Below are 23,087 nucleotides of genomic sequence, written 5' to 3' on the forward strand. Positions count from 1 at the left end.
ACGGAAGCCGTCACTGGGCCACGTGAGTGACGTTCGTGCCCAGCGGGAAAAGACGCTCCGTGTACGAGTCGGCGGAACTCCCCAGCGCTCTGCAACCGTTGCTGCACGACGTCGTGATGTGCGTGGCCGCCCCGGCCTTCGTGGCATCGCCGCGGGACGGGCAGCTGCGCGGTCTTCACGCCGAGGGCTTCTACGGCCACGACCGCAGGCTGCTGCACACGGCCTGTCTGCTGATCGACGGACGCGAGCCCGAGCCGATCGGCGTCCAGCCGCTCGGCCCCGACCGGGTGCGCTTCACCTCGGTCCACCGCTACCAGGGCGACCCGAGCGACGATCCCACCCTGATCGTCGAGCGGGTGCGGACGGCGGGCCAGGGCGAGTTCATCCAGCTGCGGAACGTCGGTACGGTCGCCCGCTGGCTGCGCCTCGAACTGGCGCTGGCGACCGACCTCGCGGACATCGCCGACGTCAAGCGGGGCCGCCGGACGCCGACCGTGCCGTGCACCGCCTCCGGGGACGGCGGCGCTCTGCGCTGGCAGACCCCGGCGGGCCGGGCCGAGGTCCGCACCGTGGGCGGGGTGAGCGCACCGGAGGTCACGGACGGACCGGAGGGCGGTACCTTCGCCTGGCCCCGGATCATGCTGCGCCCGGGCGAGGACTGGCACACCCACGTCGGCGTGACCGGAGGTGCGGTCCCCACTCCGCCGGGCCACCCCGGCGCACCGCGATCGGCAGCCCCCTGGGCCGCACCCCGGGTGGCGGGCGACCCACGGCTGGTGGCACTGGTCCGCCGGGGCCTGGACGACCTGGGGGCGCTGCGGCTCGCGGATCCCGAACGCGGAACGCGGACGGCGGGCGGCACCGAGGACCAGTTCATCGCGGCGGGCTGCCCTTGGTACCTGACGTTGTTCGGCCGTGACTCGATCTGGTCGGCGCGCATGATGCTGCCCCTGGGCACGGACCTGGCCCGCGGCACCCTGTGGGCCCTCGCGCGCCGCCAGGGCACGGCCCACGACGTGTTCCGCGAGGAGGCGCCCGGGCGCATCCTCCACGAACTGCGCCCGGCCGACGCCGAACACGGTCACGGCCTGCGGCTGCCCTCCCGCTACTACGGCTCCGTCGACGCGACTCCGTTGTTCGTGTCGCTCCTGGTGGACGCGTGGCACTGGGGCCTGCCGGACGATGAGGTCGACGCGCTGCTGCCGTACGCCGAGCGCGCCATGGAGTGGGTGCTGGAGGTCTGCGCCGGGGACGAGGACGGGTTCCTGCGCTACTACCCCCGGCAGGGCGGGCTGCGCCACCAGTCGTGGAAGGACAGCGAGGACGCCGTCCGGGACGCGACCGGCCGCCGTATCGAACCGCCGCTGGCGCTGTGCGAGGTGCAGGGGTACGCCTACCAGGCGGCGACGGGGCTGGCCGGGCTGCTGTCGGCCCGCGGCCGTCACGACACGGCCGCCCGGCTCCGTACCTGGGCGGACGCGCTGCGCAAACACTTCGCCGACACCTTCTGGGTGCCGGCCCGGCACGGTCCGGCCCCGCGGTACGTGGCGATCGCCGTCGGCCGGGGCCTGGAACCGGTCAGCGGGCCCGCGTCCAACATGGGCCAGTTGCTGTCCACCGGCATCCTGGACGCCGACGGCTGCCGGGACGTGGCGGCGTGGCTCGCCTCGCCCGAACTGAACTCCGGCTGGGGGCTGCGCAGCCGCTCGGACGCGCTGCCCGGCTTCAACCCGCTGAGCTACCACAACGGTTCGGTCTGGACGCACGACACCGCGATCGCGATCCAGGGCCTGTCCGCGGCGGGCCGCCACGAGGAGGCGTACGCCCTGACGACAGGCCTGCTCGACGCGGCGAGCCACTTCGAGTACCGGATGCCGGAACTGTACGGCGGCGACACCCGCACACCGGGAGCACCCGCTCCGCTCGCCTACCCCGCCGCCTGCCGTCCACAGGGCTGGTCCGCCGCATCCGGTGTGGCCCTGCTGGGCGCCCTGCTAGGTCTCCGGCCGGATCGGACGAACCGCACCCTCCTGGTCGCCCCCATGGTGCGGGAGCTCTCCCCGGCCGCGCCGCTGATCCGCGGGGTCGAGGGCGTACGCCTGGCCGGGCGGATCGTCACCGTCCGCACGGATCACCCGAAGGACGGCATCACGGTCGAGGGACTTCCCGACGGATGGCGGCACGTGGCCTCCTGACGCCACCGGAACGGAAGACCCGAACACTTCTCGTAGGCCGACAGCAAGGGGGGCAGACAACGACTCTCCAGGTCGAATTCCGCCACCACGCGCTTCCTCGCCGCATTGCCGACGGTGCGCGCCAGGCCCGGCGAGCGGAGCAGTTCGGTGACGTGACGGGCAAGGGCATCCGAATCGCCGGGCGGTACGAGGAACCCGGTCGAGCCGTCCCGGCCCACTCCCTCGGCGAGGCCGCCCACGTCGGTGGCGACGACGGGGCGTGCCGAACACATCGCCTCCAGCGCCGCGAGGCCCATGGGCTCGGCGAACGTCGACGGACACACCACGACACGCGCGCGCCGGTACAGGTCGTGCATTCCGTCCACGCCCGCCCGGTCGAAACTCACGCGATCCGCGACATTCAAATCCTTTGCAAGCCTGGTCACGTCATCTCGGAAGCCGACCTTTTCGCCATGGAAATCAACCGAATTCGGTGTGTCCATGAGAACGAGGCGGGGGCGCACCGGAAGTTTCTCGTTCAGGACCCGACGCATGGCCCGTACGGCCATCAACGCTCCCTTGTCGGGAATGAGACGGGCCGGCAGCAGGACGAGCGCCTCGTCGTCCGGTGCCGGATCGGTGAGTTCCGGAACCCGGAGAAAAGATTCGGCGTCGATGCCGAGGTACATGAGTTCCGCACCCTTCACCCCGAGGTCCTCCGCGCAGGCGTCACGGAGGAAGCCGGAGACCGCGAAGTGCGCGTCGAACTCACCGCACGCCCTGGCCAGGGCGACGCTCTCGGGGTCACGCCAGATGCTGTGGTACGTGTGCAGCAGCACCAGGTCCAGGTCGGCCCTGAGGTCGAGCAGCGCCTCGGCCGGTGCCGCCGAGAAGTGGTGGAGATTGTGGCCGTGGACCAACCGGATCTCCCTGCGGGCCAGTTCACTCCTGAACCACGTGCGCAGTTCGGCCCGCTCCGCCGCGCTCCCGGGGGCCCGGGACAGGTCGAGCCCCGGATGCCGCAGCACCTCGACCCCGCCCTCCGGGGGCGTCCGGACCTCCGACGTCCCCGTGAACACCGTCACCCGGTACCCGCTTCTGGCGAGCAGCCTGGAGCAGTTCCAGAGGTACGACTCCACGCCGCCGACCGTCGGCGGGAACGCCCAGTGGACGAAGGCGACGTTCAGCGCCTTCGGGGTCTGTCGATCCGGCTCCTGACTCATTGCCGCCTCCGGGCACCCTTGCCACCGCGTTCGGGCCGCACCCCGGTGAACGGCAGAACAGACTTGCGCAAGCCGGGATGCTATTCCACCGCCCGGCCCCGAACTGATGGTTTCAACGAACCGGTTACCGATTGGTTGCACGACAGAGAAGTAGGGAAAACAGAAGATTCGACGACATTCGCTCTGAACGTGGGTCGAATCCACGGCAGTGGCGCGGCTTCGGGGGAACCACATGCGCGCTTGGGTGATCACTGTCTCCGCCGGGGCGGGAACCGGAACGACCGCGTTCGTCGCGGTGGCCGTGAAGGCCGCCGACTCCGGGAGCGCTCTGCTGTGGGGGCTGTCCGTGGCCGCGGGGTTGGTGGCGGGCCTGGCCGGCGGCATCGCCGCGCAGGTCGCCCGCAGGTCCGGCCCGGACCTCCTGCCGGACGTGCCGGCGGGCGCGCTCCAGGGGCCGCCGCACAACCTGCCCGTCCTCAGCATGTACTTCACCGGCCGCGCCGCCGAGACCGAACGCATCGTGGGCGTGCTGCGGGGCCCGGTCCGCGGACGGCGGCGGGACGAGCGGCCCGTTCCCCGGGTCTGCGTCCTGTACGGGGCGACCGGCGCCGGCAAGTCCCAGCTCGCCGTGGCCTACGCCCGCGACCAGCTGGACCGGCACTCCCTGACCTGGTGGCTCAACGCGTCCGGACCCGACGCCCTGCGCACGGAGCTGCTGGAGTTCGCCCAGTACGTGGGCATCCACGACCAGGAGAGCAAGAACGTCGTCCTCATGAACCTGTGGCGCTGGCTGCGCGAACAGCGCGGCTGGCTGCTCGTCTACGACGGCTGGCCCGCCTACGAGGACGCGCTGCGCAGCCTGTTGCCGTCGGAGGGCGACGGCGAGGTGCTGATCACCACCCAGCAGAACCAGGGGTGGGACGGCCTGCGCGCGAGCCCCATCGAGCTCCGGGTCTTCCCGGAGGACGAGGGCATCGAGTTCCTGCGGAAGCGTTTCGGGATCGAACCGAAAGAGGCTTCGGAGCAGGACCTGGAGGCCTTCACCCGGCTCGGCCGCCAGCTCGGCTGGCTGCCGCTGGCCCTCGAACAGGCGGCGGCCTACATCGTCCAGGCGGAGACGACCGTGGTCGAGTACCTGCGCGACCTGCCCGGCGGCGCCTCGGTCGAGGACACCTTCCGGCGCGCCATCTCCCGCATCTCGGAGACCTCGCCCGCCGCGGTGGACCTGCTGCGGCTGTGCACGTTCCTCGCTTCGGAGGACGTACAGAAGACCACGCTGATGCAGTACCGGTCGGTCCTCCCGGTCCGGCTGCGGACGGTGATGGCCGACCCGGTCACCTTCAACCGCGCGGTTCTGCTGCTGGTGGACCACTCCCTGCTGACCCGCAGCGGGGACTGGCGCGACGGATCCGCCGCCTACGGCATGCACCCACGCGTCCAGACCCTGATCCACGACGGGCTGAGTCTGGCCGAGCGCCTGGAGTGGTCCCAGGCCGCGGTGCGGCTCGTGGAGGCATGCTTCCCCACCACTCCGGACCTGCTGGCGTCCAGGCCGGTGTGCGAACGGCTGATGCCGCACGTCGAGGCCGTCATCGACAAGCTCGCCTGGGGCGACGACGCCGGCGGCGGGCTGGGCGCGTCCCAGGACCCCGAGGCGCTGGCCCGGCTGCTGCACCGCGTCGGCGCCTATCAGGAGCACCGCTGCGACTGGGTGCGTTCGCTGGACTTCTTCGAGCGGGAGGCCGAGCTGCGCGAGATCGGCAACGGTGACGTCCTCGGCCGCGCGACGGCCCGGTACGCCGTGGCCCGCCAGCACTATCTCCTGGCCGGGCTGGACGACGCCGAACGGGAGTGCCGCCGTGCCCTCGAGCTGTGCGACGACCGCGAGGAGGAGACGTTCCTGCGGTTACGGGCCCACTGCCAGCGACAGCTGGGAGGCATCATGCGCGAGCACAACCGCTTCCCCGAGGCGCTGCGCGCGGCCCGGACCGCGGTCGGGATCTACGAGGGTCAGGCATGGCGGGAGGAGAGCCTCGACTGGGCCGTCGCCGAGCAGGAGACCGGGCTGATCCACCGGAACGCGGGGCGCCTCACCGAGGCCACCCGGCACTACCGGCGGGCGGAGGAGTGCATACCCACCCGGGGCAACCAGGAGCCCCCCGACTACACCGTGTTCCGGGCCATGCTCCAGCGCGACCTGGGCATCGTCGCCCAGGACAGAGGGCAGCTGGAACACGCGGAGGCCATGCTCACCGAGGCCCTGACGGTGTTCGGCGCCCATCGGGGACCGGAGGACTTCGAGACGGCCCAGATCGCCAAGTTCCTGTCGGACGTGCTGCGCCGGCGCAGCGAGAGCCACCGGGAGCAGGCGCGCCGGAGCCTGCGCCTGCTGCACCGCCGCGATCTGAGCCGCAGGGCCCGCGCCGAACTGGACCGGGCCGAGCGGCTCCTCGGACCGGTGGTGGAGCTGCACCGCAAGCGCAGCGAGGCGGAGGAGCACAAATACGCGGCCTGCCTCAACAAGCTCGGCTCCTTACGGCTCGCGCAGGGGCGGCCTGCCGAAGCGCGGCGGACACTGGAGCGGGCCGAGGCGATCTACCTGCGGCTCTACGGCGAGCGGCACTACTACCGCGCCAAGTCCCTGACCCGGCTCGGTCCCGTGCTGCGCGCACAGGGCGACGGCGTCGGCGCCGAGCGCGTGCTCCGGGAGGCGGACGGGATCTTCCGGGCGGCCCTCGGTGACGACCACCCCGCGCTGATGGCCGTGTGCGAGCACCTGTCCGACTGCGCCTCGGACCGCGGTGACCACGAGGAGGCCGGCCGGCTCAGGCGCGAGGCGGACCGCATCCGCCGGCTGTTGTGAGACACGGCGACCCCGACCCTCGTGAACGGATGCACAAGCGGCCCCCTACCATGGTGCCCGTGCTCAAGCTGACCCCCACCGACCTCGTAGCGGCGGTGCGCAACCCGCTCGCCTTCATCGCCGACCGCTGGACGCCGGAGCCCCGGACCGTCCGGCGGGCGGCATTCGCAGCGCTCGTCATGTCGGTGGTCATCGTGGTCACCGGCGGCGCGGTGCGGCTCACCGGTTCCGGGCTCGGCTGCCCGACCTGGCCCGAGTGCACCGCCGGCTCGCTGACCCCGACCGACGCGCTGAGCTACCACAGCGCCATCGAGTTCACGAACCGCATGCTGACCTACGTGCTGTGCGCGGCGGTGGGCTGGGCGATCATCGCGGCCCGGTCCCAGAAGCCCTTCCGGCGCAGCCTGACCCGGCTGGGCTGGGCGCAGTTCTGGCTCGTGATGAGCAACGCGATCCTCGGCGGCATCGTGGTGCTCGTCGGCCTCAACCCGTACACCGTCGCCGCGCACTTCCTGCTGGCGACGGCGCTCATCACGGTCGCCGCCCTGATGTGGCAGCGCACCCGCGAGGGCGACGGCGAACCGCGGCCGGTGGTCGGCAGGGCGGTGCAGCAGCTGGTGTGGGCGCTGGTCGCCGTGACGCTGCTGCTCATCACCGCGGGCACGGTGGTCACCGGCGCGGGACCGCACCCGGGCGACTCCGGCGACGTCGAGCGCATCGACGTCAGCTGGTCCGGCGTCGCCGAACTGCACGCGGTCTTCGCCTGGATCGTGGTGTCGCTGACCTTCGCGCTGTGGTTCTTCCTCAAGGGTGTCGGCGCACCCCAGGGACCGCGGGACCGCGTCCGTGACCTGTTCCTGATCCTGCTCGGTCAGGGCGTGATCGGATACGTCCAGTACTTCACCCATCTGCCCACGGTCCTGGTCGGCCTGCACATGTTCGGCTCCTGCCTGGTGTGGATCGGCGTGCTGCGGGTCCTGCTCTCGCTGCGGGAACGCGCCGAGATCACGGCCGACGTCCCCGTTCAGGCGTACGACGCCGTGAGCGCGTCGATCGCCGGCCCCAGGTAGTCCCGGGTCAGCCGGGCCCGGCGCGCGGTCCACTCCCCGGTGCGCGGGGCGGGGTCGCCGTAACGGCGGATCCGGATGTCCTCGACGACCTCGACGGGCGCGCCGAGCGCGGGCAGCAGGTCCAGGGCCTCGCGTTTCGAGATCAGGCGGCCCTCGCGGGCGGTGACGGTGGCGCGGGCGAAGGTGATCAGGCCCAGGTCCACCCAGACGTCCCGGGTCCACGGCGGGGCCTTGTCGACGACGGGCCGCCAGTAGTCCCGCTGGTCGCGGACGACGAAGTCACCGAGTTCGCGGTCGGTCACCGGTGGCAGCAGACCGGCCGGCGCCCTGCCGTGCAGCACCCGCCCGAAGGCGTGCAGCTCGCGCCGGGTCACGGGGCTGACCGGCCGTTTGAACAGCTGTCCGTGCGCCCAGGTCAGATGGGAGCGGGCCGGGTCGGCCGCCGTCGCCGGGGTCAGGTAGGTGCAGTGCAGGACGGGGGCGAGCGGCAGCGTGCGCAGCCGGGCGTGCGCCACCGCCACCTTCCATGCGACCGCCGGGCGCACCGGGGCCGGCAGCACCGCGATCAGGTCCAGGTCGCTGCGGCCCTCCTGGTAGTCGTCGCCCGCGGCGAGCGAGCCGTGCGCCCACACGGCCACGGGGTCCAGCACCGACAGTTCGCGGAGGAAGCGGGCCAGTAACGTCTCGGTGTCCATGCGCCCAGTCTGGACAGCTCACTCCAGCCCGTACACCCGTTGCGCGTTTCCCGCCGCGATCAGCCCGGCCACGCGCCGGGCGTCGCCGAGCGACCAGGCGCCCTCGGCGACCCAGCCGCCCAGGACCTGGGCGAGGGACTCGCGGAAGAGGTGGGCGCCGACCACGTGCAGCTCGGGCAGGCCGTGCGCACCGCTGGAGAAGAGGATCTTGCCGAAGGGGGCCAGTTCCAGAATCTCGGCGAGGATCGTCGCGGCGCGGGCGCCGGTGCGCACCAGGGCCGCGCCCGAGTCGGCGTACACGTGCGGGAAGACGCCGGCGAGGTGGGCGGCGTGGCGGTGGTAGGGGTAGCCGTGCAGCAGGACCAGGTCGGTGCCGAGGCCGGCGGTGGCCCGGACGAAGTCGGTGAGCAGGACCGGGTCGGTGCGGTCGATCCGCGCGCCGGGCTCACCGAGGCCGGCGTGCAGCTGGAGCGGGAGGCCGGAGGCCACGGCGATCCAGAGCAGGTGGCGCAGCAGGACCGGGTCGGCCAGCTCGCCGCCGACCCGGCGGCGCGCCAGCCAGCGGCCGGCCGCACCTCTGACCTCACCGGGGCCGGGGGGTTCGGGGGCCAGGGCCAGGCCGTGCCGGAGACCGGCGACGGAGGTGAAGGCGACCGCGCCGGCCGCCGCGCCGTGCACGGACTCGGCGAGGTTGGCGAGGAACGACTCGACGGTGCCGGAGGTGTCGGCGACCTGCTCGGCCAGGAGCTCCAGGCGGACGATCTCGCGGGCCGCGGCGTCGCCGGTCGAGGCCATCTCGGCGGGGCCGGTGAGGTCGCCGGGCAGGCCGGTGTCGACGAGGTAGGTGGTGATGCCGGTGCCGCGCAGGAGACGGCGGCCGGCCTCCAGGACGCCGAGTTCCCGGCGCCTGGCCAGGTAGTGGGCCGGCGCGCAGTGGGGTTCCAGGCCGAGGAGCGGGGGGCACCAGCGCCGTACCGCGAAGCCGGTCTGGGTGTCGAAGAGGGTGGTGCCGGCGGCCGGCGGCCCTTCGGTGCGGGCGAGCTGGGCCTCGAAGGTGCCGAGGCCGAGCTCCGTACGCAGCACTCCGTGGCAGTACTGGTCCACCAGGTTCGGCGTCTCGATCATCCGGGCTCCCGTGTGGACGGCTGTATGTCCGTCTTAACGGGTGAACGGGGACTGAGGTCGCGGTGTGCGGTCGTTCTTCGGCCGCGGGCCGGTGGGGGCTTGTCGCGCAGCTCCTCCCCCCAGCCTTCGGCCGGGGGGACCTCCGGCGCCCCTCAGGGGCGCGTCGTTCAGCCGCCCACCTGGATACCGGCCATCCGCTTCCACTCGTACGGGCCCGTCGTCGCCTTGGCCGCGAACTCGCCGTCGAAGGACTCGTGGACCGTGATGCCGGACTTGGCGACCGCCTGCTCGGCGATCTCGTACGTCGGGGCCACCAGGTCGCCCCAGCCGCCGTCCTCGCCGACCAGGACGATGCGGGCGCCGCGTTCGCCGATGTAGGCGACCTGGCCCTCGGCGCCGCCGTGGGCCTTGGCGAAGGTGTCGATCTGCTTGGCGAGGCGCACGACCTTGCGCTCGGCCTTCTGGTCAACCTGCTGCGTGTCTGCCTGCGTGTCTGCCATGGACAGGATGCTACTCACGAGTAGATCCACTGGCGAGGGCAGGGCGATGTGACCTGTGTCAGCGCAGGAAGGGGTCCACGGCGACGGCCACGAACAGCAGCGAGACGTAGGTGATGGACCAGTGGAACAGGCGCATCTCCTTGAGCTTGGCGCCCGTCACCTCCGCCTTCGCGCGGTTCTGCAGTCCGTGCGCCTCCCACAGCCACCAGCCGCCCGCCACCAGGGCGACCAGCGTGTAGAACCAGCCGGTGTAGCCGAGGGGGGTGAGCAGCAGCGAGACGCCGACCATCACCCAGCTGTAGACGACGATCTGCTTGGCGACCACCTTGTTGGAGGCCACGACCGGCAGCATCGGCACGCCCACGCGCGCGTAGTCGTCCTTCACCTTCATGGACAGCGGCCAGTAGTGCGGTGGCGTCCAGAAGAACATGACGAGGAAGAGGATGACGGGCGCCCACGACATGGAGTCGGTGACGGCCGACCAGCCGATCAGCACCGGCAGACAGCCGGCGATACCGCCCCAGACGATGTTCTGGGAGGTACGGCGCTTGAGGATCATCGTATAGACGACGACGTAGAAGAGCAGCGCTCCGAGTGACAGCCAGGCGCTCAGCCAGTTGACGGTGAAACCGAACAGCAGCGTGGAGACGACCGCCAGGGTGATGCCGAAGGCGAGGCACTCGCGCGGGCTGACCATGCCGGTCACCAGCGGGCGCTGCGAGGTGCGGTCCATCAGCGCGTCGATGTCCCGGTCGATGTACATGTTCAGCGCGTTCGCGCCGCCCGCCGAGAGGTAGCCGCCGACGCAGGTGAGCAGCACCAGCGTCAGATCGGGCACACCCTGCTGCGCCAGGAACATCACCGGAACGGTGGTGATGAGCAGCAGCTCGATGATCCGCGGCTTGGTCAGCGCCACGAAAGCCTTGACACGGGCCCCGATCGGCGGCCGGTGACTCGGGCTCTCGCTCGCACCGAGCACCCCGGCTGGACGGGATTCGACGGCCGTCACGCACACCCCTGACAGAGACTCCCAGCGAGCCCCGCCGTGTGAACTCACGGTGAAGGCTCGCGCGTACCACGCCACTTTAGACGTTGCCCATACCTCGACCTTCGCGGGGGTGGGGTCGTGTTGGCGGGCGTCTCGGGAGAGGGGTGGGGCGGCTCGATTGAGCAGTCAGATGAGCGGCTGCGTATTCACCTGCATTCGTGTGCCGACATGCCTTCTCGGCCAGTCGGGAGGCGGATCCCCGAGAGTCCCGGCAGTCTGGAAACACTCGAAAAAATGCACGTCCTTACGGGGGTAGGCTCGACAACGGCCGGTGGGCACCCAGTGCACCGGCAGCCGGTGCGGGCGTGTGCCCGGGGACCGGTAACCGAACATGTGGAGAGGAGCCCTGACCCAGGGTGAGCACCAAGCCGACCACCACAGACCTCGACTGGACCGAGTTGGACCAGCGGGCCGTAGACACCGCCCGCGTCCTGGCCGCCGATGCCGTACAGAAGGTCGGCAACGGCCATCCGGGTACGGCGATGAGCCTGGCGCCGGCCGCGTACACCCTCTTCCAGAAGGTGATGCGGCACGACCCGTCCGACCCCGACTGGGTGGGCCGCGACCGCTTCGTGCTGTCCGCCGGTCACTCGTCGCTGACCCTCTACACGCAGCTCTACCTGGCCGGCTTCGGTCTGGAGCTGGAAGACCTCGAAGCCTTCCGCACCTGGGGCTCGAAGACCCCGGGCCACCCGGAGTACGGCCACACCAAGGGTGTGGAGACCACCACGGGTCCGCTGGGCCAGGGTGTCGCGAACGCGGTGGGCATGGCCATGGCCGCCCGTTACGAGCGCGGTCTGTTCGACCCGGACGCGCCGCAGGGCGAGTCGCCGTTCGACCACTTCGTCTACTGCATCGCCGGTGACGGCTGCCTCCAGGAGGGCATCTCCGCCGAGGCGTCATCGATGGCGGGCCACCAGAAGCTCGGCAACCTGGTCCTGCTGTGGGACGACAACCACATCTCGATCGAGGGCGACACCGAGACGGCGGTCTCCGAGGACACCGTCAAGCGGTTCGAGGCCTACGGCTGGCACGTGCAGCGGATCGCCCCGAAGCCGGACGGCGACCTGGACCCGCACGCCATCTACAACGCGATCGAGGCCGCGAAGAAGGTGACGGACAAGCCGTCCTTCATCGCGATGCGCTCGATCATCGCCTGGCCCGCCCCGAACGCGCAGAACACCGAGGCCGCGCACGGCTCGGCGCTGGGCGCGGACGAGGTCGCGGCCACCAAGCGCGTCCTCGGCTTCGACCCGGAGAAGAGCTTCGACGTCGCCGAGGAGGTCATCGCCCACACCCGGCAGGCCGGCGAGCGCGGCGCGGCCGCCAAGGCGCAGTGGGAGAAGTCGTTCCAGCAGTGGCGGGACAGCAACGCCGAGCGGGCCGCCGAATTCGACCGCATCGCCGCGGGCGAGCTGCCCAAGGGCTGGGAGGAGAAGATCCCGGTCTTCGAGCCCGGCAAGGGCGTCGCCACCCGCGCGGCCTCCGGCAAGGTGCTCCAGGCGCTCGGCGCGGTGATCCCGGAGCTGTGGGGCGGTTCCGCCGACCTCGCCGGGTCGAACAACACGACCATCGACAAGAACAGCTCGTTCCTGCCGGCGGACAACCCGCTGCCGGGTGCGAACCCCTACGGCCGCACCATCCACTTCGGTATCCGCGAGCACTCCATGGCCGCGGAGATGAACGGCATCACCCTGCACGGCAACACCCGTGTCTACGGCGGTACGTTCCTCGTCTTCTCCGACTACATGCGCAACTCGGTGCGGCTGTCGGCGCTGATGCACCTGCCGGTGACGTACGTGTGGACCCACGACTCCGTCGGCCTCGGCGAGGACGGTCCCACCCACCAGCCGGTCGAGCACCTCGCCTCGCTGCGCGCCATCCCGGGCCTGAACGTGGTCCGCCCGGCCGACGCCAACGAGACGGCCATCGCCTGGCGCGAGATCCTCCGGCGTTACACGAAGGTCTTCGGCAAGGGTGCCCCGCACGGCCTGGCGCTGACCCGTCAGGGCGTGCCGGTGTACGAGTCCAACGAGGACACGGTCAAGGGCGGTTACGTCCTCTTCGAGGCGTCGAACGGCGCCCCCGAGGTCATCCTGATCGCGACCGGCTCCGAGGTGCACGTCGCCGTCGAGGCGCGCGAGCAGCTGGAGGCCGACGGTGTGCCCACGCGCGTCGTCTCCATGCCGTGCGTGGAGTGGTTCGAGGAGCAGGACCAGGGGTACCGGGACAGCGTCCTGCCGCCGTCCGTCAAGGCGCGGGTGTCGGTCGAGGCGGGTATCGGTCTGACCTGGCACAAGTACGTCGGGGACGCCGGCCGCATCGTTTCCCTGGAGCACTTCGGTGCTTCCGCCGACGGCAAGGTGCTCTTCCGCGAGTTCGGCTTCACTGCCGAGAACGTGGCCGCCAAGGCCCGGGAATCCATCGCCGCCGCCCAGCGCTGACGCTCATATACGACACGTAGGAGATGTAATTCCATGACAGACGCACTCAAGCGCCTCTCCGACGAAGGCGTCGCGATCTGGCTGGACGACCTGTCGCGCAAGCGGATCACGTCCGGCAACCTCGCCGAGCTGATCGACCAGCAGCACGTCGTGGGCGTCACCACCAACCCGACGATCTTCCAGAAGGCGATCTCCTCCGGTGACGGCTACGAGCAGCAGGTCTCCGACCTCGCCGCCCGCAAGGTCACTGTCGAAGAGGCCATCCGCATGATCACCACGGCGGACGTCCGCGACGCCGCCGACATCCTGCGCCCGGTGTACGACGCGACCGACGGCCAGGACGGCCGCGTGTCGATCGAGGTCGACCCGCGCCTCGCGCACAACACCAAGGCGACGGTCGCCGAGGCCAAGCAGCTGGCCTGGCTGGTGGACCGCCCCAACACGCTCATCAAGATCCCGGCCACCGAGGCGGGTCTGCCGGCGATCGCCGAGGTCATCGGCCTCGGCATCAGCGTCAACGTCACGCTGATCTTCTCGCTGGAGCGTTACCGCAAGGTCATGGACGCCTACCTGACCGGCCTGGAGAAGGCCAAGGAGCGCGGCCTGGACCTCTCGCTCATCCGTTCGGTGGCGTCGTTCTTCGTGTCCCGCGTGGACACCGAGATCGACAAGCGCCTGAACGACCTGGGCACCGACGAGGCCAAGGCGCTGCGCGGCAGGTCCGCCGTCGCCAACGCCCGGCTCGCCTACCAGGCGTACGAGGAGGTCTTCTCCTCGGACCGCTGGCAGGCGCTGGAGAACGCGGGCGCCCGCAAGCAGCGTCCGCTGTGGGCCTCCACCGGCGTGAAGGACCCGGCGTACAAGGACACCCTGTACGTCGTCGACCTGGTGGCGCCGAACACGGTGAACACCATGCCGGAGGCCACCCTCCTCGCGGTCGAGGACCACGGCGAGATCACCGGCGACGCGATCGCCGGCACGTACGAGCAGGCCCGCGCCGACCTCGACGCCGTCGAAGCGCTCGGGATCTCGTACGACGACGTGGTCCAGGTTCTGGAGGACGAGGGCGTCGAGAAGTTCGCGGCGTCCTGGAACGACCTGCTCAAGTCGACCCAGGCGGAGCTGGAGCGCCTGGCCCCCTCGGAGGGCTGACACCTTGTCAAGCAGCAACCCGCTGCGTGACCCCGCCGACCGACGGCTCCCGCGCATCGCGGGGCCGTCGGGTCTGGTCATCTTCGGCGTCACCGGCGACCTCTCACGCAAGAAGCTGATGCCCGCGGTCTACGACCTCGCCAACCGGGGTCTGCTGCCGCCGGGCTTCTCCCTGGTCGGCTTCGCCCGCCGCGAGTGGGCCCACGAGGACTTCGCCGCCGAGGTCCACGACGCCGTCAAGGAACACGCCCGCACCCCGTTCCGTGAAGAGGTCTGGCAGCAGCTCATCCAGGGGATGCGCTTCGTCCAGGGCACCTTCGACGACGACGAGGCCTTCGAGCGCCTGCGCTCCACCATCGAGGAGCTGGACAAGGCGCAGGGCACGGGCGGCAACTTCGCCTTCTACCTCTCCGTCCCGCCGCGCTCCTTCCCGGTGGTCATCCAGCAGCTGAAGAAGCACGGCCTGGCCGACCAGTCCGGCGGCTCCTGGCGGCGCGCGGTCATCGAGAAGCCCTTCGGCCACGACCTGAAGTCGGCCGAGGAGCTCAACAAGGTCGTGCACGAGGTGTTCGAGCCGGACCAGGTGTTCCGGATCGACCACTACCTCGGCAAGGAGACCGTCCAGAACATCCTGGCGCTGCGCTTCGCCAACACCATGTACGAGCCGATCTGGAACCGGTCCTTCGTGGATCACGTGCAGATCACCATGGCCGAGGACATCGGCATCGGCGGCCGCGCGGGGTACTACGACGGCATCGGCTCGGCCCGTGACGTCATCCAGAACCACCTCCTCCAGCTGATGGCCCTGACCGCCATGGAGGAGCCGGCCTCCTTCGACGCGGACGCGCTCGCCGCGGAGAAGGAGAAGGTGCTCGGCGCCGTACGGCTGCCCAAGGACCTCGGCAGGTCCACCGTGCGCGGCCAGTACGCGGCCGGCTGGCAGGGCGGCGAGAAGGTCATCGGCTACCTCGAAGAGGACGGCATCGACACGAAGTCGAAGACCGACACCTACGCCGCGGTGAAGCTGGAGATCGACAACCGCCGCTGGGCGGGCGTCCCCTTCTACCTGCGCACCGGCAAGCGCCTCGGCCGCCGGGTCACCGAGATCGCGGTGGTCTTCCAGCGGGCCCCGCACTCCCCCTTCGACCACACGGCGACCGAGGAACTGGGCCAGAACGCGATCGTCATCCGCGTCCAGCCCGACGAGGGCATCACGGTCCGCTTCGGCTCCAAGGTGCCTGGCACCTCGATGGAGATCCGGGACGTCTCGATGGACTTCGCCTACGGCGAGTCGTTCACCGAGTCCTCGCCCGAGGCGTACGAGCGGCTGATCCTGGACGTGCTGCTGGGCGACTCCAACCTCTTCCCGCGCACGGAGGAGGTCGAGCTGTCCTGGAAGATCCTCGACCCGATCGAGGACCACTGGGACAAGCACGGCAGGCCCGCCCAGTACAAGTCCGGCACCTGGGGCCCCGCCGAGGCCGACGAGATGCTGGCACGAGACGGACGGAGCTGGCGCCGCCCATGAAGATAGACCTCACGGACACCACGGCCGGCAAGGTCAACAAGGCGCTGGTGCAGGGCCGCCGGGCCATCGGCACGCCCGCCGTGGGCATGGTGCTGACCCTCGTCATCGTCACCGACGAGGAGAACGCCTACGACGCCCTGAAGGCAGCCGGCGACGCCTCGCACGAGCACCCCTCGCGCACGCTGGTCGTCATCAAGCGCGTCTCCCGCTCCCCACGCGACCGTACGGCGTCCCGCCTGGACGCCGAGGTCCGGGTGGGCGCGGACGCGGGCTCCGGCGAGACGGTGATCCTGCGGCTGTACGGCGAGGTCGCCGACCACGCCGACTCGGTCGTGCTGCCGCTGCTGCTGCCGGACGCGCCGGTCGTCGTCTGGTGGCCGGTGAACGCCCCGCTCGACCCGGCGAAGGACCCGCTGGGCGCCCTGGCCCAGCGCCGGGTCACCGACACCTACTCCTCCGAGCAGCCGGTACGGGAGCTGTCCGCCCGCGCGGACGCCTACACGCCCGGCGACACGGACCTGTCCTGGACCCGTATCACGCCCTGGCGCTCGATGCTGGCGGCGGCCCTGGACCAGGTGGTCTGCGAGGTGAAGGCGGTCGAGGTGGAGGGCGAGGAGTTCAACCCGAGCTGCGAGCTGCTGGCGATGTGGCTCGCGGACCGTCTGGACGTCCCCGTCAAGCGCTCCCTCTCGGCCGGCCCCGGCCTGACCGCGGTCCGCCTCGCCACCAGCGAGGGCGCGATCGCGCTCGACCGCGCCGACGGCTCCCTCGCGACGCTCTCCATCGACGGTCAGCCGGACCGTGCGGTGGCGCTGAAGCGGCGCGACACGGCGGAGCTGATCGCGGAGGAGCTGCGCCGGCTCGACCCGGACGACACCTACGCGTCGGCGCTGCGGTTCGGTGTGGAGCGCCTGAACGCGCCGGCCACCGCGGCCACCCCGGCCACGGAACCGGTACCGGAGGCCTCGGCTCCGGAGGATTCACCCAAAGGAGAACCGGTCACCCACGCGGCAGCAGCCCCCGGAGCCGCTGCCGAGGTTCCCACGACAGAAGCGGCACCGCAGGAAAGGCCGCCGCTGAAGAAGAGGGCGAAGGCGACATGAGCACTCCCCAGCTGGTCGTGCACCGCGACAAGGAGCTGATGGCGCAGGCCGCCGCGGCCCGTCTCATCACGAAGATCGTGGACGCCCAGGCCTCCCGGGGCGAGGCGTCCGTGGTCCTCACGGGCGGCCGCAACGGCAACGGGCTGCTGGCGGCCCTGGCGGCGGCCCCGGCCCGGGACGCCATCGACTGGGGCCGGCTCGACCTGTGGTGGGGCGACGAGCGCTTCCTGCCCGAGGGCGACCCGGAGCGCAACGTCACCCAGGCCCGGGACGCCCTGCTCGGCCAGGTCCCGGTGGACCCGAAGCGCGTGCATGCCATGCCCGCGTCGGACGGCCCCTGGGGCACGGACGTGGACGCGGCCGCCGAGGCCTACGCGGCCGAGCTGGCCGCCGCGGCCGACCCCGAGAACCACGGTCCGGTGCCGACCTTCGACGTCCTGATGCTGGGCGTCGGCCCGGACACCCACGTGGCCTCGCTCTTCCCGGAGCTGCCCGCGGTCCGCGAGACGGAACGCACGGTGGTCGGCGTCCACGGCGCCCCCAAGCCCCCGCCGACCCGCGTCTCCCTCACCCTTCCCGCCATCCGCTCGGCCCGCGAGGTCTGGCTGCTGGCGGCGGGCGAGGACAAGGCCGAGGCCGTCGCCATCGCCCTCTCCGGTGCGGGCGAGATCCAGGCCCCGGCCGCGGGCGCCCAGGGCCGCCGGCGCACCCTGTGGCTCCTGGACTCGGCAGCGGCCTCCCAGCTGCCGCGGTCGCTGTATCCGCCGGCTTCGGCGTGACGAAGCCGGCCCGGCACTGACGACGGAACCCGTACGGCCACCGCGGCCGTACGGGTTCCGCCATGATTGGGCCTAACGCCCGCGCAGCTCCCGGTACTTGGCGACCAGTGCCGTCGTCGACGCGTCCAGGCCGGGCACGTCCGCGCCCTCCGTCAGCGCGGGCTCGATGCGCTTGGCGAGCACCTTGCCGAGCTCGACGCCCCACTGGTCGAAGGAGTCGATGTTCCAGACCGCGCCCTGCACGAAGACCTTGTGCTCGTACAGAGCCACCAGCTGGCCCAGGACCGACGGGGTGAGTTCCTTCGCGAGGATGGTCGTCGTCGGGTGGTTGCCCTTGAAGGTGCGGTGCGCCACCTGCTCCTCGGCCACGCCCTCCGCGCGGACCTCCTGCGCCGTCTTGCCGAAGGCCAGCGCCTGGGTCTGGGCGAAGAAGTTCGCCATCAGCAGGTCGTGCTGGGCCCTGAGTTCATCGCTCAGCTCGGCGACCGGCTCGGCGAAGCCGATGAAGTCCGCCGGGATCAGCTTGGTGCCCTGGTGGATCAACTGGTAGTACGCGTGCTGGCCGTTGGTGCCCGGCGTGCCCCACACCACCGGGCCGGTCTGCCAGTCGACCTCCCTGCCGTCGCGCGCCACGTACTTGCCGTTGGACTCCATGTCCAGCTGCTGCAGGTAGGCGGTGAACTTGGAGAGGTAGTGCGAGTACGGCAGCACCGCGTGCGACTGGGCGTCGTGGAAGTTGCCGTACCAGATGCCCAGCAGGCCGAGGAGGAGCGGCACGTTGGCCTCGGGCGGGGCGGTGCGGAAGTGCTCGTCGACCAGGTGGAAGCCGTCCAGCATCTCGCGGAAGCGGTCCGGGCCGATGGCGATCATCAGGGAGAGGCCGATCGCCGAGTCGTAGGAGTAGCGGCCGCCGACCCAGTCCCAGAACTCGAACATGTTGGCCGTGTCGATGCCGAAGTCCGCGACCTTCTCGGAGTTCGTGGAAAGGGCCACGAAGTGCTTGGCGACCGCTTCCTGGCCGGCCTTCAGCTCGGTGAGCAGCCAGTTGCGGGCGGAGGTGGCGTTGGTGATCGTCTCGATGGTGGTGAACGTCTTGGAGGCGATGATGAAGAGCGTCTCCGCCGGGTCCAGGTCGCGGGTGGCCTCGTGCAGGTCGGCGCCGTCGACGTTGGAGACGAAGCGGACCGTGAGGTCGCGGTCGGTGAAGCTGCGCAGCACCTCGTAGGCCATCGCGGGGCCGAGGTCGGAACCGCCGATGCCGATGTTGACGACGTTCCTGATGCGCTTGCCGGTGTGGCCGGTCCACGCGCCGGAGCGGACGCGGTCGGCGAAGTCGGCCATCTTGTCCAGGACCGCGTGCACCTGCGGCACCACGTTCTCGCCGTCGACCTCGATCACCGCGTCGCGCGGGGCGCGCAGGGCGGTGTGCAGGACCGCGCGGTTCTCGGTGACGTTGATCTTCTCGCCGCGGAACATGGCGTCCCGCAGGCCGAAGACGTCGGTCGCGGCGGCCAGCTCGCGCAGCAGCCGCAGCGTCTCGTCGTCGACCAGGTGCTTCGAGTAGTCGATGTGGAGGTCGCCGACCTGGAGGGTGTAGCCCGTGCCGCGTCCGGGGTCGGCGGCGAACAGGTCCCGCAGATGGGTCTCGGCGAGCTCCTCCCGGTGCTCGGCGAGCGCGGTCCACTCGGGCGTCTGGTTGAGCCTGGTACGGCCGTCTGCGTTCATTCCGACTTCAGCCTTCTTCCTTGCACCTGTCCTGTTGCGCGCCTGTGCCGCTGCCGTTCCAACCTAGTTGATCAGCCGCGGGCACGGCCTGCCGTCGCGCCGACCCACGGCGCAACAACAGGTACGTCCTGCTTGCGCACCGGTATCAACGAGGTGACGGCCGGGCCGAGGAGGACGGCGGCCGGCAGCGGGCCCGGTCAGCCCGCAGGCTCCCACGACGGCTCCGCCGAGCGGCACGCCGGAGGTGGAAAAGGCACGGAGTGCGGCGGCGATCCGGCCGGTCACAGGCCCGGGCGCACGTTGCTGCATCAGCGTGACCTGGTTGACGTTCCCCGCCAAGTCCATCCCGCCGAACACCAGCATCCGGGCGACGAGCGCACCGAGGAGCCGGACGGTACCCAGCAGCGACAGGGCCGGGGCGGCGCCGCCGAGCAGGCCGAACAGCAGTCGCGGCACATGGGCGCAGGCGGTCACCGCGGCGTCGGCGGGCGGGCGGCGATCGGTCGCGCGGCCGGCGGGGGCAGCGCGGAGGCCGTGACGCGTCACCGAACCGGGAGACCGCGGCGGCCGTCCACAGCCGTCCAATGCCGCCCGGATCCCCCGCGCCACGCCGGTGCCCCTCGCCCACCGTCACCGCCGCCCCTCACGATTCGCCGATACACGAACCGTGGAGGGCGCCACTGACCACGGGCCGGGCCCCGGCCGCGGAGACAACTCCGGCCAGGCGCCCTCGGGCCCCCGGCCGGTCTCAACTCCTAGATCTCGCCCCGCAGTTTGGCGAGCGCCTCGGCGAGGATCGCCTCGCCGTCCGCGTCGCTGCGCCGCTCCCGTACGTACGCGAGGTGCGTCTTGTACGGCTCGGTGCGCGGCGGGTCCGGCGGGTTGTCCCGGTCCTGACCGGCCGGGAAGCCGCAGCGCGGGCAGTCCCAGGTCTCGGGCACCTGCGCGTCGCTGGCGAAGCTGGGCTGCGTCTCGTGCCCGTTCGAGCACCAGAAGGAGATGCGCAGACGCGGCGCGGACTCGCCGCGCTCGGCCTCGCCCATCGGCCCCGCCCCGACCCGGCTACCTCGGATCGCGTTGCCACTTGCCACGGTCGTAACTCCCTGCGTGATGGTGCCGCGAAGCGAGTCGGCGTGTCGCTTCGTTGCGAGCGCCTCAGTCTACGTAAGGCCCAACGCGCGTCCAGTGGTGGGAGTTACCGCCCCAGCACCTAGACGCAAGCCCCATGATAGGCCGCGCTCAGGGGCGCGTACCGAACATGGGGCCTTACGTGCAGATTGTGCGTGTGTGCGAGTCGCGGATCAGCTGTTCGTCTTCATCAGGATGCCGAGGACGATGATGCACGCGAGCCACAGCAGACCGATCACCAGGGTGATCCGGTCCAGGTTCCGCTCGGCGACCGAGGAACCGCCGACGGAGGACTGCATACCGCCACCGAACATGTCGGAGAGGCCGCCGCCCTTGCCCTTGTGCATCAGCACCAGCAGCATCAGCAGCAGGCTGAAGACGATCAGGGCGATCGAGAACCCCAAAACCACGGCTGGACCAACTCTCTCGGATGCGGATGAACGACTCTGGTGAACCACGGGGACAAGGCAGCTGACCGCCTTGTCCCCGCAAGGGTACGACGGATCGCCCCAGGGGCCTACTCGCTCACCCCGATCACTGATCGCGGAAGCGCACGATCTTGACGAATTCGTCCGCGTCCAGCGAGGCACCGCCCACCAGGGCACCGTCGATGTCGGCCTGCGCCATGATCTCGGCCACGTTGCCGGCCTTGACGGAGCCGCCGTACTGGATGCGGACCTGGTCGGCCAGCTCCTGGCTGTACAGCTCGGCGAGCTTGGCACGGATCGCGGCGCAGACCTCCTGGGCGTCCGCGGCGCCGCAGACCTTGCCGGTGCCGATGGCCCACACGGGCTCGTAGGCGATCACGACGGTCTCGGCCTGCTCGGCCGGGACGTCCTTGAGACCGCCCTCGACCTGGGCGAGGGTGTGGGAGACGTGGTTGCCCGCCTCGCGGACCTCCAGCTCCTCGCCGACGCACAGGATCGGGGTCAGACCGTGCTTGTAGGCGGCCTTGACCTTGGCGTTCACGACGTCGTCGGTCTCGGCGTGGTACTGGCGGCGCTCGGAGTGGCCGATGACCACGTACGTGCACTTCAGCTTGGCCAGCATGGGGCCGGAGATCTCGCCGGTGTAGGCGCCGGAGTCGTGCGCCGAGAGGTCCTGGGCGCCGTACTTGATCTTGAGCTTGTCGCCGTCGACCAGGGTCTGCACGGAACGCAGGTCGGTGAAGGGCGGCAGGACGGCGACCTCGACGGCCTCGTAGTCCTTGTCGGCCAGGGCGAAGGCGAGCTTCTGGACGTGCGCGATGGCCTCGAGGTGGTTGAGGTTCATCTTCCAGTTGCCCGCCATGATCGGCGTGCGCGTGCTCATGTAGGTCAGTCCTCCAGTGCGGCGAGTCCGGGGAGCGACTTGCCCTCGAGGTATTCGAGGGAGGCGCCGCCACCGGTCGAGATGTGTCCGAACGCGTTCTCGTCGAAGCCGAGGATGCGCACGGCGGCTGCGGAGTCCCCGCCGCCGACGACGGTGAAGCCCTTGGACTCGACGAGGGCCTGGGCGACGGCCCGGGTGCCCGCGGCGTAGTCGGGGTGCTCGAAGACGCCCATGGGGCCGTTCCAGAAGACGGTGGCGGCGTCGGCGAGCTTCGAGGCGTACAGCTTGCTGGTCTCCGGGCCGATGTCCAGGCCCATCTGGCCGGCCGGCATGGCGTCCGCGGGGACCGTGTCGGGGTGGGTCGGGGCCTTGGCCGACAGGTCCGGGAAGGAGGCGGAGACCAGGGTGTCGACCGGCAGGACGATCTCGACGCCGGTCTTCTCGGCGCGCTCCAGGTACTCGGTGACGGTCGCCAGCTGGTCCTCCTGGAGGAGGGAGCTGCCGACCTCGTAGCCCTTGGCCTTCAGGAAGGTATAGACCATGCCGCCGCCGACGAGGATGCGGTCGGCCTTGCCGAGCAGCTGGTCGATGACGGCGAGCTTGTCGGAGACCTTGGCGCCGCCGAGGACGACGACGTAGGGCCGCTGGACGTCCTCGGTGAGCTTCTTCAGGACGCCGACCTCGGTGGCGATCAGGTAGCCGGCGTAGTGCGGCAGCCGGGCCGGGAGGTCGTAGACGGAGGCGTGCTTGCGGTGCACGGCGCCGAAGCCGTCGCCGACGTAGATGTCCGCGAGGGCGGCGAGCTGGTCGGCGAACTCGCCGCGCTCGGTGTCGTCCTTGGACGTCTCGCCCGCGTTGAAGCGCAGGTTCTCGATGACCGCGACCTGGCCGGGCTCAAGGCCCCGCACCGCGTCGTGGGCGGCGGGGCCTACGGTGTCCTGGGCGAACGCGACCGGGGCGCCGAGCAGTTCGGCGAGCCGCTCGGCGGCCTGGAGGAGGGAGAACTTCGGGTCCGGGGCACCCTTGGGGCGGCCCAGGTGGGAGGCGACGACCACCTTGGCGCCCGCGTCGGCGAGGGCCTTGACGGTGGGCAGGACGGCACGGATGCGGCCGTCGTCGGTGATCAGACCGTCGGCCATCGGCACGTTGAGGTCGGCACGGACGAAGACCCGCTTGCCGTCGACCCCTTCGGCGAGGAGTTCGTCGATCGTCTTCATGG

General features: G+C 71.0%; 19 protein-coding genes. 8 read left to right on the forward strand and 11 right to left on the reverse strand.

What is annotated here, in order from left to right; all coding sequences use genetic code 11:
- Positions 1 to 59: 59 nt before the first annotated feature.
- Positions 60 to 2,195, forward strand: a complete 2,136-nt coding sequence (locus AB0472_RS20660) for a glycogen debranching N-terminal domain-containing protein (protein ID WP_366357921.1) — start codon at positions 60 to 62, stop codon at positions 2,193 to 2,195.
- On the opposite strand, the gene AB0472_RS20665 is transcribed toward AB0472_RS20660, so the two are convergent.
- Positions 2,132 to 3,649, reverse strand: a complete 1,518-nt coding sequence (locus AB0472_RS20665; RefSeq protein ID WP_366357922.1) for a glycosyltransferase family 4 protein — start codon at positions 3,647 to 3,649, stop codon at positions 2,132 to 2,134. The genes AB0472_RS20660 and AB0472_RS20665 overlap by 64 nt on opposite strands.
- Between AB0472_RS20665 and AB0472_RS20670 the strand changes: the two genes are divergently transcribed.
- Positions 3,642 to 6,260: a tetratricopeptide repeat protein gene (locus tag AB0472_RS20670; RefSeq protein ID WP_366357923.1), complete on the forward strand. Its 2,619-nt coding sequence runs from the start codon at positions 3,642 to 3,644 to the stop codon at positions 6,258 to 6,260. The genes AB0472_RS20665 and AB0472_RS20670 overlap by 8 nt on opposite strands.
- Positions 6,261 to 6,310: 50 nt before the next feature.
- On the forward strand, positions 6,311 to 7,330 hold the full coding sequence (locus tag AB0472_RS20675) for a COX15/CtaA family protein (RefSeq protein ID WP_366357924.1): 1,020 nt from the start codon (positions 6,311 to 6,313) through the stop codon (positions 7,328 to 7,330).
- Here AB0472_RS20675 and AB0472_RS20680 read toward each other — a convergent pair.
- The 4 genes from AB0472_RS20680 to AB0472_RS20695 form a co-directional block, all read right to left on the reverse strand.
- Positions 7,285 to 8,025, reverse strand: a complete 741-nt coding sequence (locus AB0472_RS20680) for a nucleotidyltransferase (RefSeq protein WP_366357925.1) — start codon at positions 8,023 to 8,025, stop codon at positions 7,285 to 7,287. The genes AB0472_RS20675 and AB0472_RS20680 overlap by 46 nt on opposite strands.
- An 18-nt stretch (positions 8,026 to 8,043) precedes the next feature.
- Positions 8,044 to 9,150, reverse strand: coding sequence for an amidohydrolase family protein (locus AB0472_RS20685; protein ID WP_366357926.1), 1,107 nt, complete (start codon positions 9,148 to 9,150; stop codon positions 8,044 to 8,046).
- A gap of 167 nt (positions 9,151 to 9,317) precedes the next feature.
- A complete protein-coding gene (locus AB0472_RS20690; protein WP_366357927.1) occupies positions 9,318 to 9,650 on the reverse strand; it encodes a hypothetical protein in 333 nt (110 codons plus the stop codon).
- A gap of 58 nt (positions 9,651 to 9,708) precedes the next feature.
- Complete coding sequence (locus AB0472_RS20695) at positions 9,709 to 10,665, reverse strand: heme o synthase (protein ID WP_366357928.1); 957 nt, start codon at positions 10,663 to 10,665, stop codon at positions 9,709 to 9,711.
- Between the two features lie 389 nt (positions 10,666 to 11,054).
- Between AB0472_RS20695 and tkt the strand changes: the two genes are divergently transcribed.
- From tkt to pgl, 5 genes are read left to right on the forward strand one after another with little or no spacing between them, the layout of a single operon-like run.
- Positions 11,055 to 13,142: a transketolase gene (gene tkt / locus AB0472_RS20700; protein ID WP_366357929.1), complete on the forward strand. Its 2,088-nt coding sequence runs from the start codon at positions 11,055 to 11,057 to the stop codon at positions 13,140 to 13,142.
- A 33-nt stretch (positions 13,143 to 13,175) separates the two neighbouring features.
- On the forward strand, positions 13,176 to 14,294 hold the full coding sequence (gene tal, locus AB0472_RS20705) for a transaldolase (RefSeq protein ID WP_366357930.1): 1,119 nt from the start codon (positions 13,176 to 13,178) through the stop codon (positions 14,292 to 14,294).
- 4 nt (positions 14,295 to 14,298) lie between these two features.
- On the forward strand, positions 14,299 to 15,822 hold the full coding sequence (zwf, locus tag AB0472_RS20710; protein ID WP_366357931.1) for a glucose-6-phosphate dehydrogenase: 1,524 nt from the start codon (positions 14,299 to 14,301) through the stop codon (positions 15,820 to 15,822).
- Positions 15,819 to 16,925 carry a glucose-6-phosphate dehydrogenase assembly protein OpcA gene (opcA, locus tag AB0472_RS20715; protein WP_366357932.1) on the forward strand — a complete coding sequence of 369 codons (1,107 nt, stop codon included), beginning with the start codon at positions 15,819 to 15,821 and terminating at the stop codon, positions 16,923 to 16,925. Before zwf ends, opcA begins: the two co-directional genes overlap by 4 nt.
- Positions 16,922 to 17,704 (forward strand): 6-phosphogluconolactonase, encoded by a 783-nt coding sequence (gene pgl, locus AB0472_RS20720; protein WP_366357933.1) that lies wholly within the window; start codon positions 16,922 to 16,924, stop codon positions 17,702 to 17,704. The genes opcA and pgl overlap by 4 nt, the downstream gene beginning before the upstream one ends.
- A 72-nt stretch (positions 17,705 to 17,776) precedes the next feature.
- Here pgl and pgi read toward each other — a convergent pair whose 3' ends face one another.
- The 6 genes from pgi to AB0472_RS20750 form a co-directional block, all read right to left on the reverse strand.
- On the reverse strand, positions 17,777 to 19,429 hold the full coding sequence (gene pgi / locus AB0472_RS20725) for a glucose-6-phosphate isomerase (protein ID WP_366357934.1): 1,653 nt from the start codon (positions 19,427 to 19,429) through the stop codon (positions 17,777 to 17,779).
- Positions 19,430 to 19,492: 63 nt separating this feature from the next.
- Positions 19,493 to 19,975: a hypothetical protein gene (locus tag AB0472_RS20730; protein WP_366357935.1), complete on the reverse strand. Its 483-nt coding sequence runs from the start codon at positions 19,973 to 19,975 to the stop codon at positions 19,493 to 19,495.
- A 209-nt stretch (positions 19,976 to 20,184) separates the two neighbouring features.
- Positions 20,185 to 20,520: an RNA polymerase-binding protein RbpA gene (locus tag AB0472_RS20735; protein WP_003976875.1), complete on the reverse strand. Its 336-nt coding sequence runs from the start codon at positions 20,518 to 20,520 to the stop codon at positions 20,185 to 20,187.
- Between the two features lie 210 nt (positions 20,521 to 20,730).
- The gene (gene secG, locus AB0472_RS20740) at positions 20,731 to 20,961 is read right to left on the reverse strand and encodes a preprotein translocase subunit SecG (protein WP_177233337.1); all 231 of its coding nucleotides are present in this window, start codon (positions 20,959 to 20,961) and stop codon (positions 20,731 to 20,733) included.
- 130 nt (positions 20,962 to 21,091) lie between these two features.
- Positions 21,092 to 21,868, reverse strand: coding sequence for a triose-phosphate isomerase (tpiA, locus tag AB0472_RS20745; protein WP_366357936.1), 777 nt, complete (start codon positions 21,866 to 21,868; stop codon positions 21,092 to 21,094).
- A 5-nt stretch (positions 21,869 to 21,873) separates the two neighbouring features.
- On the reverse strand, positions 21,874 to 23,085 hold the full coding sequence (locus AB0472_RS20750; protein ID WP_366357937.1) for a phosphoglycerate kinase: 1,212 nt from the start codon (positions 23,083 to 23,085) through the stop codon (positions 21,874 to 21,876).
- Positions 23,086 to 23,087 lie beyond the last annotated feature (2 nt).

Source organism: Streptomyces sp. NPDC086777 (assembly GCF_040702065.1).
GTDB lineage: Bacteria > Actinomycetota > Actinomycetes > Streptomycetales > Streptomycetaceae > Streptomyces.